Source organism: Prolixibacteraceae bacterium, from assembly GCA_019720755.1.
GTDB lineage: Bacteria > Bacteroidota > Bacteroidia > Bacteroidales > Prolixibacteraceae > Halosquirtibacter > Halosquirtibacter laminarini.
Genome location: CP081303.1, coordinates 4,029,517 through 4,043,358 on the forward strand (window position 1 = coordinate 4,029,517; position 13,842 = coordinate 4,043,358).

The 13,842-nt window shown below is 35.9% G+C and carries 10 protein-coding genes; 5 read left to right on the top strand and 5 right to left on the bottom strand.

The genetic code is table 11. The annotated features are described in order from the left end of the window. The first annotated feature begins 60 nt into the window (after nt 1-60). Together K4L44_16015 and K4L44_16020 are read left to right on the top strand one after the other, a co-directional pair. Complete coding sequence (locus tag K4L44_16015) at nt 61-648, top strand: flavin reductase family protein (GenBank protein QZE14013.1); 588 nt, start codon at nt 61-63, stop codon at nt 646-648. 133 nt (nt 649-781) lie between these two features. Beyond that, a complete protein-coding gene (locus K4L44_16020; GenBank protein ID QZE16024.1) occupies nt 782-2,836 on the top strand; it encodes a M3 family metallopeptidase in 2,055 nt (684 codons plus the stop codon). Between the two features lie 173 nt (nt 2,837-3,009). Here the strand turns inward: K4L44_16020 and K4L44_16025 are convergent, their stop codons facing one another. Both K4L44_16025 and K4L44_16030 read right to left on the bottom strand, forming a co-directional pair. Further along, entirely contained in the window at nt 3,010-3,171 is a 162-nt protein-coding gene (locus K4L44_16025; protein ID QZE14014.1) for a hypothetical protein, read from the bottom strand. Nucleotides 3,172-3,778: 607 nt separating this feature from the next. Further along, nucleotides 3,779-4,570, bottom strand: a complete 792-nt coding sequence (locus K4L44_16030) for a hypothetical protein (GenBank protein ID QZE14015.1) — start codon at nt 4,568-4,570, stop codon at nt 3,779-3,781. 480 nt (nt 4,571-5,050) lie between these two features. On the opposite strand from K4L44_16030, the gene K4L44_16035 reads away from it, so the two are divergent. Then, nucleotides 5,051-5,569, top strand: coding sequence for a hypothetical protein (locus tag K4L44_16035; GenBank protein ID QZE14016.1), 519 nt, complete (start codon nt 5,051-5,053; stop codon nt 5,567-5,569). Between the two features lie 27 nt (nt 5,570-5,596). On the opposite strand, the gene K4L44_16040 is transcribed toward K4L44_16035, so the two are convergent. Then, entirely contained in the window at nt 5,597-6,220 is a 624-nt protein-coding gene (locus K4L44_16040; protein ID QZE14017.1) for a hypothetical protein, read from the bottom strand. A gap of 210 nt (nt 6,221-6,430) precedes the next feature. Between K4L44_16040 and K4L44_16045 the strand changes: the two genes are divergently transcribed. Then, a complete protein-coding gene (locus K4L44_16045; protein QZE14018.1) occupies nt 6,431-8,287 on the top strand; it encodes a hypothetical protein in 1,857 nt (618 codons plus the stop codon). Between the two features lie 106 nt (nt 8,288-8,393). After that, complete coding sequence (locus tag K4L44_16050) at nt 8,394-9,245, top strand: hypothetical protein (GenBank protein ID QZE14019.1); 852 nt, start codon at nt 8,394-8,396, stop codon at nt 9,243-9,245. Between the two features lie 63 nt (nt 9,246-9,308). On the opposite strand, the gene K4L44_16055 is transcribed toward K4L44_16050, so the two are convergent. After that, nucleotides 9,309-11,693, bottom strand: coding sequence for a DUF5110 domain-containing protein (locus K4L44_16055; protein ID QZE14020.1), 2,385 nt, complete (start codon nt 11,691-11,693; stop codon nt 9,309-9,311). A gap of 187 nt (nt 11,694-11,880) precedes the next feature. Next, on the bottom strand, nt 11,881-13,794 hold the full coding sequence (locus tag K4L44_16060; protein QZE14021.1) for a glycoside hydrolase family 13 protein: 1,914 nt from the start codon (nt 13,792-13,794) through the stop codon (nt 11,881-11,883). Nucleotides 13,795-13,842 lie beyond the last annotated feature (48 nt).

A 13,842-nucleotide genomic window follows, 5' to 3' on the forward strand; every position in this document is an offset into this window, starting at 1 on the left:
ACAAATTAAGGGGCCTGATTTCATTATCTTTGAGTTCTGAATAAAAATGAGTTTTGTCATATGGGAAAAGTAAATTGGAAACCTGGAAATATGGTTTATCCACTTCCAGCTGCACTTATATCATGCGGATGGAACGAAGAGAACTATAATTTAATCACCATATCTTGGACAGGAACAGTATGTACAAACCCTCCTATGGTCTATATTTCTGTTCGACCAGAACGTCATAGCTATGATTTGATAAAAGAATCTGGTGAGTTTGTTATTAATTTAACAACCAAGTCTATGGCGAAAGAGACAGATTGGTGTGGTGTTAAGTCAGGTAAAGATTTCAATAAATTTAAAGAGACTGGCTTGACTCCAATTGCAGGGGAACAGGTTAAAGCCCCAATAGTGAAGGAGTCTCCTATCTCTATTGAATGTAAAGTGAAAGAGATTGTCTCGTTAGGCTCTCATGATATGTTTATTGCAGATGTGGTGAATGTGGTCGCCGATGAGGCTTACCTCGATCCAGAGACTGGTAGCTTCGATCTCTCTAAGGCAGAGCCTATAGCCTATTCGCATGGGCACTACTTCGCTTTAGGTGAAGGATTAGGTCGTTTTGGACATAGCGTTCAAAAGAAAAAGAATATAAAACGAAAGAAATAATAAATTAACCTGCTAAGTTGTAACTAAAGTCATATAGATTTTGTCATATAAGTGTAATTTTAGAATCTCTTTTTTTAAAAAGTAAATACTTATGAAATCGAAACTACTAGCAGGTGCATTGATCCTTTTAAGCATGAGTGCATGTACTGAAAAAAAACAAAGTTTGGACAATCCGTTGTTAGAAACATGGACAACTCCTTATCAAACCCCACCTTTTTCTAAGATCAAACCAGAACATTATCGTCCTGCTTTTGATATTGCCATTAAAGAGGCAAAAGAAGAGGTAGATGCAATAATTAACTCTAAAGAGAATCCTACTTTTGAGAATACAATTGTTGCATTATCTAACTCAGGAGAAAGACTGGGTCGTATTTTATCTATTGCTTATAATTTAGATAGTTCAAATACTTCTCCTGAATTACAAGGTTTCTTGAAAGATATAAACCCTCTTTTATCTGATTTTAATAGCTATAGAAGCTTAAATGAGGATCTTTTTAAAAGAGTAAAAGCTGTTTATGAAAATCCAGGAAATCTAAATGATGAACAAAAAAAGCTTCTAGAAGATACTTACATTGGCTTTGTTCGTAGTGGTGCAGAATTAGATGAAAAAGCAAAATTACTTTTTGCTGAAGTGAATAAATCACTTTCTGAAAATAGTCTAAAATTCGGTCAAAATGATCTTCATGAAACCAATGAATATTCTATGTTGGTGGAAGACGAAGGGGCACTAGATGGTTTACCTCAGTTTGCTAAAGATGCTGCAGCTGAAGCAGCAAAAGAGGCTGGAAAAGAAGGTTGGTTATTTACGATGCATGGTCCTTCTGTTGGTCCTTTCTTAAAGTATGCTGACAACCGTGAGTTGAGAGAAAAACTGTATCGTATGTATACTTCATTGGCATATCATGACAATGAATATAACAATACGGAAGTGATTCGTAACATGGTGAACTTAAGACTTGAGAAAGCAAAACTCTTAGGCTATGAGAACTATGCTTCGTTCCAATTAGAGCGTCGTATGGCTGAAAGTCCAGAAAAAGTGATGAGCTTCTTGAATCAACTTCATGAGAAGTCGAAGCCTGCTGCCCAAAAAGAGTATCAAGAGGTGTTGGCTTTTGCTAAGAAGAGTGGTTTCAATGGGGAGTTACAAAGATGGGACTGGTCTTATTACACAGAAAAGTTGATGCAAGAGAAGTATGGTTTCAATGAACAAGATATTAAACCTTACTTCGAATTATCTAAAGTAAAAGAGGGTGTGTTCACACTTGCTAATAAGTTGTATGGAATCACTTTCAAAAAGAATAATACCATTGATAAATACCATCCTGAAGTAGACTCTTATGAGGTATATGATAAAGATGGTTCGTTGTTGGCTATCCTTTACCTAGATTTCTTCCCTCGTAAGAGCAAGAGCTCTGGTGCTTGGATGACCACTTATCGTGATGAGAAAATCGAAAATGGAAAACGTGTGATTCCATTTGTGTCTTTGGTTACAAACTTCACAAAACCTACAAAGGACACTCCTTCTCTTTTGACTTTTAGAGAAGTGACCACTTTCCTTCACGAATTTGGACATGGTCTACATGGTATGTTTGCAAACACAACTTATGATGCACTATCAGGTACTAGTGTATACCGTGACTTCGTAGAGCTTCCATCTCAAGTACTAGAGAACTGGGGACCAGAGAAAGAGTGGTTAGATCTTTTTGCAGTTCACTACCAAACTGGAGAAAAAATTCCAGCAGAGTTAGTGAAAAAATTGATCAGATCTCAAAATTACCTTGCTGGTTATTTGTCTGAAAGACAACTTAGCTTTGGTATGAACGATATGAATTGGCACTCTATTACAGAACCTTTTTCTGGAGATGTAAAAGAGATGGAAGACAGAGCAATGTCTCCAATGGAGCTGTTCCCTTCTATCAAAGGTAGCTGTTTTAGTACTGCTTTTGGTCATATCTTTGCAGGTGGTTATGCTTCTGGATACTATGGATACAAATGGGCTGAGGTCTTAGATGCGGATGCTTTTAATGTATTCAAAGAAGAAGGTCTTTTCAACAAAGAGACAGCATCTCGCTTTAGATCTACTATTCTTGAAAAAGGTGGTACAGAACATCCAATGAAACTATATATTGATTTCAAAGGATCTGAGCCTTCTGTGGATGCTCTTTTGAAAAGAAGTGGATTGTTATAACCATTTGAATAATACAATATTACAATATAGGGAGATCAGTTTTCTGGTTTCCCTTTTTTTGATTCAATTTTCTTGAAATCATCGACTTCAATGCCTCTAATAAACAAGTGCGATCCATTTAGATTTGAGTTGTATGGACGTTGTGGTGGTTTTATGCAAACAAAATGACCTCTCTAAATACTACTTCTTTCTTGTTTGATAGTGGGTTTGTCCATGGTTTGTTCATCCTTTGTCCATGGTTTGTCCATCGATTCTCCATCGATTCGGTGGCTGAACCATGAACGAAACTCGAATGAAGGATGGATAATAGAGCCTTTAAATCCCCTTTGTTCCATACCCAATGTATCTTGATGCCTTTGACTGTATTGAGATATTGAAAGAAAAGATCGAGATTGCTTATCCTACTTCTGTTTTGAGTTTACTCAACAACCTCTAAAAGACTCAAGTATAACGTGAGAAGTGATGGTATGGAGCAACAAGGAGCCATCTATTGTAATGTTTCTTTGAATAAATTATATCTTCAGTTCTTATAATATTGATTGTATATTTGTCTCTATTTTCCTATTTGTTCTTTATTTTTATCTCGCAGCTTGCCTTTCAAAGTTTCAAACTTTTAAAGGGAGTTCATTTTTGATATCTCTTTATCTTTTAACATAAATGGTAACTGAATCGCGTGATAAATATAAAATAATACGAGTAGCTCATTTAGTGTATTGTTGTGTTTTAGTCATGATATTACAAGTATGCCCTACACTCCTTAATGCGCAAACTAGTAACATTAGTCCAAGTAATCGGGTTGTTCTTCACAAGGTTCAGGAAGTAGTAAATGAAGACAATAGTACTGAATATCTGTTTAATGGAGAAGACTCTTACATCTCGATACAATCTGATTCTAAAATAGATAAGGCGTTATCCTTTGTTGCTTGGATACAGCCTTGGGACTTATTGAATAAGAATATGTCGATCTTTGGTATGACGGATCGATTTTGGTTTCGAACCACTCTTATCGATATATGCGAAGAAAGCACGTTGTAGTGTAACATCTTTAGATGCCGAGCCTATCACGGCTTTATAACTGGTGTAGGTTGTGTTTTTATGAAGTACTTTCCCTTGAAGATATCCACAATATGCATTCGTATTTTGAACAAAGTTATAGGATGCAGGGAACTCTACTCCTAAAAATAGTCCTGTCTTTTTAGCGTATAATGGTTGTCCTAAGCCAGGCTTCCATTGTGCCGGTGCAAGAGATGTAATTTTTCTCTCTTTGTAGGGCTGAAATATATCTTTGTTTTTCAGAATATCTACGTCTATTCTTTCAAGAGTAATCTCTTTGGTTGTTTTGATCTTAAGATATTTTCGAATAAAAGGATCTTCTTTGCTTACATTATAGTGTATTTCGATCTCTAGACCATGCTCTTCGTTTTTCAAATAGGCCGTGAGAGTATACTTGTCCTCTTTCACAATATTATCGCATATAAAGTCTTTGTTCGTCAGAAAGGTATCTTCACTATCTATATCTACATCTTTAGATAGGCGTAGTTGGAAGTCATAATTTAAGGATGTAATTAGCTTCTCTTTTTTCTGTTTGTTACGAATACTTTTTGAGGAGAATATACCCTCTTTTAGCTCAAATGATCGTTGAATAAACTTGTTGCCAATCGTGTAATCCTTGGCATCTACCCTCCATATGGTTGTAAGTAGCAGAAGACAGGTTATTATGTGTTTCGTTCTCATTATTTAATTATTAGAATTAGTTAAATCATGAATACGAATATTTAAATAATTGCATATCTAGTGATTATCTATTTGTTCATTAAATAGATTCATTTGTACAAGGTGTTGATTTATAGGTGTCTGTGTTGGTGTTTGGTATGACAAGAGTTATTTCTTTTCTGAGATTTAAGATACCTTTTTTGTATCTAATATATATATTTCAAGAGAACTTCTATTGTGCGAAGCCCCATGTTTATGTGTTATAATTAATCATTCGCACTGTGTTTTATTATTATCAATTATTGTAGAGTAGATTGATATGAAAGCTATTATAATTCCTTTATGGGAAATATATCACCCAAGAAATAGATGTTCATCTTTTAAATTAAGATGCTGATATCATTAAATATACTTGGATAAAAGATTATTGTCAATATTATGTTATTAATAGTCGAATCTATTTGATACATTTTATATCTTTACCATTACCAACAAACTCTTATGAATATGTTACCAGAGGAGAAACAGCTTCTCGAGGAAAGAAAAAAACTCCGTGAGAAAGCGATATTGAATGAAATGTCTCGATTGAAGTCAAAAAATACGAAACTATACCGGAGGTCTAAAATATTCATGGCAATAAGTGTGCTACTGGTCATTGTTGCCGGAGTTGTCATTTATTCTTTTAGAATGTATTTGGAGACTAGTGAACAGTATAAAATACCTGTGAATAAACAGAACAAACAGGTTTTGGAGCACCAATTTGCGGAGGTTTATTTTAGAATTCAGATAGGAGCTTATCTGACGAGAAATAATGAGTTGTTATCTGGAGATAGTGAACTTGTATCTGTGGATGAATTTATTGATGACAGATATCGATATTTTATTGGAAAACATAAAACACTTCAACAGGCAACTTTGCAAGCTGAAGCATTAAAAGAACATGGTTTTCAAGATGCTTTTATTGTTCCTTTTAAAGACAAAAAACCAACTGATTGGAAAGTTGTGTGGAGTGAGCTGTAAATACGATAAGTTATTTTAAATAGTTGCCTATTTTTGATCCTCTTTTCTCCTCTTTAGAGGTATGCGGTAGAGTAACTTAATCGTAAATGGTCTTGCAGTGTAAGATTGTTGGTATCCTTGTTTTGATTTCTTTGCTACCAAATCATTTAAGCCATAACTGAGTTTTAGCCCAATCGCACTTGTTCCTATATCTTTAGCGACGCCAAAATTAATAGCGTACTTCAGCTTATCACTATTGAGTATATCTTTGTTATTTAACAACATCCGATATTCTGCACCGATTGATATGTCCCACTTGCCTGTAGGAGACATGACAAGTTCAATAGGAATAGTGATGAAACTGCTGTTTAATGTCTCGTTTGATTCTGGAGCAATCGGGCCATTATAAGTTATATCATATTGGTTGAAATCAAAACCAATCCCTGCTTTTAGGCTTAATAATCTTTTAAAATCATATTGAATATATCCATCAATCCCTGCAGAAATTCCATTGCTGTTCTGAGAACCACTCTTCCCTTCAAGGTGTGTGACTCCGACCTGTGGGGTGACTCCCACCTGTACTTGTGCCTTTGCAATATTAAGAAATAGAACTAGAGATATTGCAAATAAGAACAAACATCGACTTATGTGAAACAAAATACTTCTTACCATATAGTATAAAGTTTGTTTTAACTTAGAGATTGAAGAAAGATATGTGACTTTTAATTAATTAAACTATTTTTAAACAGTGGTATATAAATCAGTCAAAGGATACATATCAATGCATAAAAGTAACATATTTAAGTGATTTATAAAATAGATGAGACAATTAGATGCATTAAATTATGTTGCTTAGAAACAAATAAACCTAAGGATATTTAGATGAAGTGGTTTAAGAATGGGAGTAAGCTTTATTTAGCTGCTTTAAAATATATAAATGGAGGGAATGAGAAGAAGGCTTTAGAATACCTCTATGCTTCTTCGGAGAAGAGATATATCGATGCAATATGTGCTTTAGCTTTTCATCAGTTACATCGTTTTAAAGTGCCCTTATGGAATGAATTTATCTCCAAAGATATTGTAGAGAAGGCTATTTTTATTGCAGAAGAATATCGAATAAAACAGAATATGGCTAAGGCAGATAGATGGTTTCGATTTGCGGCTAAACGAGGCGACAAAATGGCTATATCTAGACTTGGAGATGCTTACCGAGAGCAAAATATGTTGGAAGAAGCGGTTGACTGTTACAAGGAGTGTATAAATACGGGGGATGCCTATAGTGCTTGGCGTGTAGCCGAAATAGCTGACTCTCATCCATATTCTGTTCATCATATTGCGATTGAAACAAAGGTGGACCTTTATTTCATGGCTGCAAAAGCAGGGATAAAGGAGGCTTTTCTTCCTGTTGGGGTATTTTTTGATGAGGGAATCACGGTGGAAGTTTCCCGTGATCTTGCTGTTCAATGGTATGAAAAAGCAGCAGATTTTAGCTCTATTGCACAGTATCGATTAGGAAAGATCTTGGTGAAAGATAGCCCTCGAAAGTCGAGCTATTGGTTTAGACAAGCTGCAAAATTGGGAAATGTGGATGCAGCGATTGTGATGGCCAAACAACATATATCCTTAGGAGAATTGGATATTGCAAAGTCTTTTTTATCTCCCGTATTAGAGGATCTAGATGGTGATAGTCTATATCTCTACACGACACTCTTAAAAGATGGTGATAAAAAGATAGAAACCTTGAAGCTTGCTACGAGTAAGAGTTCGAAGGATGCCTCCTTTGAATTGTATCTTTATTTTAAGTCAAAGTGTATTCTAGAGGAAGCTTATAGATATTTGGATTTGGCTTCCGAACTACACCATCCTGATGCAATTAAACATATTGGAGATCGATATGCAGGGGATCGTTCTTGGGTTACTGCATTCAAGTATTACTCTAAAGCAGCACTTCGGTCTAATAAGATTGCACTACGTAAAATATCTCAATATTATTGGATGGGACGTGGTGTGGAACAAGACAGAGCACAGGCACTCATGTATCTAAGAAGGGCATCTAAAGAGGGAGATATGCTTAGTAAGTATTTCCTAGCATTGGCCAATTTGTATGGAAAAGGAGTGGTTAAAAATAGGTCTAAAGCGATCTCTCTTCTCAGCGAAGTTGAAGGGAAACTCTATGGGGTCTCTCAATATCAATTAGGAGTAATATTTCTTAATGAGTCTCCTAATAGTGCAAAAAAGAGGTTTCTAAATGCTTTACATAGTGGGCTGCAAAAAGCATCTTGGTTCTTAGCTTACGGGCACGAAATGGATCTATGGGATCAATCCAATATGGATTATGCTGTTACATATTATCAAGAAGCAATACGTTGTGGTATCCATGAGTCTTATAATAATATTGGAGTAATTTATCATTATGGAAAATCTGGGATTGTAGACTTAGATAGGGCCACATCTTTTTATCAAAAAGCAATAGCATATCATGTCACTGAGTCTTTTTATAATTATTCGGTTCTTCTTTTAGAGTGTGGAGACAAGCTTAAGGATAGAGAGGCTGTTTCATATCTTGAAAAAGCAACCAATCTTGGTTCTATGGAAGCTTTGATGCTCCTATCCAAAATACATATTCATAACATCGTAGCAGATTCAGACTATTCTAGAGGAATGGAATTATTAAATACTGCTTGTTCTAAAGGGCTTGAGGAGGCAAAAGAGTTGATGTTATCGTTGCCCCAGAAGTAGGTATAATATTCTAATTTTTCTGTGTTAATAATATTGTATTATTGTTAATTGACATTTGCGTTTTACTATAATTTAATATGTTTGCTAGTAGCAAAAAATATTAATTATGAAAAGAGCATGTGTTGTGTTGTTGTTTTGCTCGTTTCTTTTTTCTTGTAGCGAGAAGATCTCAGAAGATCTTCCAATAGATGAAGAACGAGTCACTGCTATGAGTAGTGAAGATGCTGTGGATGTAGAGATATCTGAAAGAGTGATGAACACGGAGGTGGACGTTTACTCATTGAGAAAAGCAGATGTGGATGTTCTAAATCAGAATGTTGCTACTAAGTCTACTAATGGAGGAGGTCTAACGAAGTGGATGAGTCGATATCGAGATGGAAAAATGCCATTTGTGTCTGTTGAAAGAGGTGATGCGAATACTTTTGAATATCGTATTACGGTCTACTATATCAACGGGGTTGCTTTAAAGTCGGGAGAAGAACTGTCTGGTAAAATTACGATTACAGTCTCACATTATGGATCGAATGGATCTTCATTTAGATCGATTGAGTACGATGACTTTAAAGTGAATGATATTATGATAGAGGGGATCGTGGATCGTGAGGTATCAGTTGGAACCTATGGTGGTCTTGTTATCTCTTCGGAATCTCAGTTACTGTTTAGTAGGAATGGGGTTGTATTTGTTAGTCGAACAGCAAGTTACTTAACAAGATGGACTGAAGGAATGGATACTCCTCTAATTTGGAGTGATGATGTGATGGAGACTACTGGGTCTGATACAATGACTACTGATAATAATAAATATTCTCGTACCATTGTTGAGCCTGTGGTAAAAATTAGATCTTGTCCTTTCCCTATTCAAGGGGTCATAAATGTCGAGTCCTCAATGAGTGTTGGTTATCGAATTGATTATGGCAATGGAGCTTGTGATAAAGAATATGAAATTACTTTTAATTAGAGTTTTATTCTAGTTGGTTAAAAATATAAAGAGAGCAAGTATATGACTTGCTCTCTTTTATTTTTAATATTTCAATTCGATCTTCTGATTTTCTTTCTGATCGATCTCTATTGTTAGTGTCTTCACTTCTGAGTTATATTCACTTTGTAGCGTAATCACTTGATTGTTTATTAGTACTTTAACAGGGTTATCAACATTGTGAAAAACCCATTGAATTGTTCTAGTTTTTGATTTAGCCACATTATATAAACTTCCAGTATGATGTGTTTCTAAGGTAACCCCTTCACTTGTTTGATTGATCTTACAATCTAAAGTTTCAAATTGATTGTTTTGCAGATTATTTTTACCTTTTCCATCATCATTGAACCATGTATAAGTGCTTTCTCCCACTGTCCTATCCGCATAATAGTGCATGGTAAGTTTTTTCGTATTATAATGCTGTGTGTTTTGAAAAGATTCTACCATAGGGATAAATGATCCTGCTTTTACAAATACTGGAATATGATCTAATGTTAAAGGTAAAGTAATATTGCTATTTCCTAAATAACGATCATCGTTATAAAAATTGAACCATATTCCATTTGGTAAGAACATCTCTTTTGTCTTTTGTCCTTCTTCAAGAACAGGATAGACTAAGAAACTAGGCCCCCACATATAGACATCATCTCTATCCCACATCTCTTTAGGAATATCATTTTCAAAAAACCAAGGAGAAGCAAGCGCTGTTCCTTGTTTGGTCTGTTGCCATGTTAGGTTATAGTTATATGGCATTAGTTGATATCTAAGGTTAATGGCTTTTTTAACTACTCTTTTCACTGAATCAGGATATTCTACCACTTCTGAAGGAACATCTGCACCATGGGGTCGATATATAGGATTAAATACACCAAACTGTAGCCAACGTGTGTATAATTCATTGTTTTGTGGCCCTGCACAGAATCCTCCAAGATCGGAACTAGCGTAAGGAATTTGTCCCATACTTAAACCTAACATGATTGGTATTTGAGGTTTTAAACCTCTCCAACTGCGTGATACATCTCCAGACCATGGGAAGCTAGAGAATCTTTGAGTCCCAACAAAACCTGCCCTGTTTAAGTGAAATAGTCTGGTGTTTGGGTAGTTCTTAGCATACTCATCTGATAACATTTTACTCCAATAATGGCCGTAGATGTTATGAATTTGATTCGTTGTACCTAATTGGTAGTGTATACCATCAGGGTGCATCTCAGGTTCTCCTAAGTCTCCCCACCAAGCAGATACTCCTTCTTTGATAAGAGGATTGTACTTATTCCAAAACCACTTTTTCCCTGCATCAGAAAAAATGTCGACAAGAGAGGCTTTGCCAAACCAAAACTTTTCAATAATAAATGGATCTCCATCTTTGTTTAATCCTAGCGCATTGGCTTTCTCTGCATCTTTGTGGCTTTTTGTTGATTCAAGAATAAAAGGCTCTGCAATAAGAATGGTTTGTATGCCTTTTTTCTTAAACTTTTGAATCATCTTACGATGTGTAGGAAATGAATCGGTATTCCACTTCAGGTCCCCCATTCTCCATTCTTTCTGTCCATAACCAAACCAATAAAGATCAAGGATAATAGCATCTACTGGAACCTCTTCCGCCTGCATCTTTTCAATCATCTCTTCCGCTTGCCTTTGGGAGGTGTACCCAAATCGAGACATCAGGTTTCCTAGGGCCCATCGAGGAGGTAAAGGAGCTGTGCCAACCAGTTTTGCGAACTGATGGTGTAGGTCTTTAGGGTCTTCTCCAATGGTTATGTACAATGCGTTTCCACTATAACCAGAACCTATAGATAAAGTGTTCTTTTTAGTATCACAAATGTCAGCAAATCCGGTAGCACCACTATTGTAGAAGATACTATAGTTATTTGATGAGAAGAATAGAGGTTGTGAAAAGTTTAGATTCTTTTCACCCCAACCATAGGAGTAGTGAGGTTCGTTATGAAGTTTTAGTGTCTCTCCTCGACGATCCATGCTAATTGCTCTAGCACCACCTCCATATATCTGTTCGTTTGGTTTAACCTTCAGGTCATATTGAAGCTTTGCCTCTTTGTAAACAATGTTCATTACTTCCGCAAACGGATTGAGAAGGTCACGCTTCTTAAAGAATCGTATTGAGAATGGTTCTTTGTTTACTTTTGCAATCCAATAAGTCCCTTCAATGATTGCACCATAATGGGTGTTTTTAATATGTGGGATGTGTTGATTTTCTGCAAAAATTGCTTTCGTATCAATCACTTTATTGGTGTTTAACGCTTTGATCTCAACAGTGGTGTTATTAAAAAGAGATATTTGAATTGGAGTCTGATGAAGAGTGAAGTGTAACGTTTCATTCTTGTCGACCTTCATATCTCTGACCTGTCCCATTGATGCTTCCACTCCTACAAAAAGAAGAAGTATTAATAGCAGTTGGAATCTTTGATATTTCATGTGATCTACTGTTTAAATGTTCCTATATCCTATTATCGTACTTATCGTTATATGATACTAAAAAGGGGGAGGATGAACCAATTGATTTCTCCTCCCCCTTTTGGATATTAAAATCCTCTGCCCCTATGGTGACTTGAGATGATTTATATACTAACAGATATACATGCCATCACTCAAGTTCCTGTTGTTAATGAAGTTCAAGAATAAGAGCACTCTTTCCTCTTACTTTAAAAGTTTTTTGGATACTGATAGATTGATTGGTGAATATATCCTTCCCTTTTGTATATCCTTTAAGTACCTCTTGATATTTCATCGGATCAATCTCTTTTTCTTCCCTGTTTTTGTTTAAGATAACAATCACGTTCTCTTTGTCGGTGTAACGTGAGTAAAGGTAGATTCCATCCTGTGGAATGTAATGCTTCAATTTTCCTTCTAATATTGGAGTACAATTCTTTCTCCATTTTAAGATGGTACGAATATATTTTTGAGCCTCTATTTGGTCTTTATTAAGTCCTTCTCCTGTAAAGGCATTTACTTTATCGCCTTTCCACCCACCAGGGAAATCGGCTCTCATCTTACCATGTCCATCATGAGCAAACCCTTCCATTAGAGTCTCTGTCCCATAAAAAATCTGAGGAATACCTCTAGTGGTTAATGTTGTTGCAATACCCATTTTCCAAAGATCAAGATCTTTATTCATCACTGAGTAGTAACGTGAAAGATCATGATTGTCAGGGAATGTAACCAAGTTGAAAGGGTCGCTATAAAGAAAATCTTTTGCAAGAGTAAGATAGATTTTCATTAATCCATTTTCCCACCCCTCCTCTTCTGTGAACGCTTGGCATAAAGCTCCTTGTAGAGGGAAGTCCATCATAGAAGGACAATAAGGTGTGTATCCATCACGGTTTGGTTCTTTTCCTTCCCAATATGAAACAATTGCAGGATCAAAGAACATCTCTTCTCCAACAATAGTAAAGTTAGGATAAGCTTCTAGTACCTCTTTGTTCCATTGTGCCATCATCTCTTTATCAGGATATGGATAAGTGTCCATTCTGATTCCTGCAAGGTGAGCATATTCAATCCACCAAATAGAGTTTTGAATAAGATAACGTGCAACGTATGGATTCTTTTGATTCAAATCAGGCATTGATGGTACAAACCACCCATCTACAAGATGATCATGGTCTGATTTTGCAACGTGTGGATCTTCAATGACTGTTTTTCTATGTGTTGTAATGGTGAAGGCTGATTTGTCCATCTTCTCCATGGCAGCATCCGTATACTCGATCTTTGTAAGGTCTACTCCTTCTGGCATATTGTTAATCCAATCTTTAGAAGGTAGATCATTCATCCACCAATGGAATGCACCACAGTGGTTGAAAATCATGTCCATGATAAGCTTTATATTTTGATCTTTTGCCTTTTCTGCAAAGTCTTTGTAATCTTCATTGCTACCGTAGTGACGGTCAATTTGATAGAAATCTGTAACAGCGTATCCATGATATGATTGTTCTGGCATATCATTTTCTAGTACTGGATTTAACCAGATGGCAGTATATCCTTGATTGATGATATAGTCAAGATGTTGTTCTATACCTGCAATATCCCCTCCATGACGTCCTAATGAGTTTTTACGATTGTGATTTTCTCTCATGCCGTCAATGTTGTCATTGGATGTGTCTCCATTGGCAAATCTATCTGGCATAATAAGGTACAGTGCATCGCTTTTGTTAAAGCCATCACGCATTGCAGAATTTGCTCCACGTTGTTTTAGCTCGTAGCGGTAAGTCGCAACGACTCTTTTTTTCTGCTTGAATACAATATCAAAGAATCCAGGCTTTGCTTCTTTGGAAATGTTTAGGTCTACAAAAAGATAATTTTTACTATCTAGTTGTGTTATTCCCTTTATCTCTACTCCAGGGTATGATAGGCTTACTTGAGTAAGTGCAATATCTTGTCCGTGAACTAAAAGTTGAAGATGAGGGTTGTGCATCTCTGCCCACCAAAACATTGGCTCAATACGTTCAAGCTTCGGTTTTGCTGCAAATGTATTTAGGCAGAAAACGAATGATAGAATGATGGATAATATGGTTTTTTTCATCGTAAATGGTGTCTATTTTTAGAGAAAGAAAGCCCTTACTCTTCTTAT

Bases quoted from the DNA above. Each gene is read 5' to 3' on its own strand.
- K4L44_16015 (QZE14013.1), top strand. From the start codon at position 61: ATGGGAAAAGTAAATTGGAAACCTGGAAATATGGTTTATCCACTTCCA.
- K4L44_16020 (QZE16024.1), top strand. From the start codon at position 782: ATGAGTGCATGTACTGAAAAAAAACAAAGTTTGGACAATCCGTTGTTA.
- K4L44_16025 (QZE14014.1), bottom strand. From the start codon at position 3,171: ATGGAACAAAGGGGATTTAAAGGCTCTATTATCCATCCTTCATTCGAG.
- K4L44_16030 (QZE14015.1), bottom strand. From the start codon at position 4,570: ATGAGAACGAAACACATAATAACCTGTCTTCTGCTACTTACAACCATA.
- K4L44_16035 (QZE14016.1), top strand. From the start codon at position 5,051: ATGAATATGTTACCAGAGGAGAAACAGCTTCTCGAGGAAAGAAAAAAA.
- K4L44_16040 (QZE14017.1), bottom strand. From the start codon at position 6,220: ATGGTAAGAAGTATTTTGTTTCACATAAGTCGATGTTTGTTCTTATTT.
- K4L44_16045 (QZE14018.1), top strand. From the start codon at position 6,431: ATGAAGTGGTTTAAGAATGGGAGTAAGCTTTATTTAGCTGCTTTAAAA.
- K4L44_16050 (QZE14019.1), top strand. From the start codon at position 8,394: ATGAAAAGAGCATGTGTTGTGTTGTTGTTTTGCTCGTTTCTTTTTTCT.
- K4L44_16055 (QZE14020.1), bottom strand. From the start codon at position 11,693: ATGAAATATCAAAGATTCCAACTGCTATTAATACTTCTTCTTTTTGTA.
- K4L44_16060 (QZE14021.1), bottom strand. From the start codon at position 13,794: ATGAAAAAAACCATATTATCCATCATTCTATCATTCGTTTTCTGCCTA.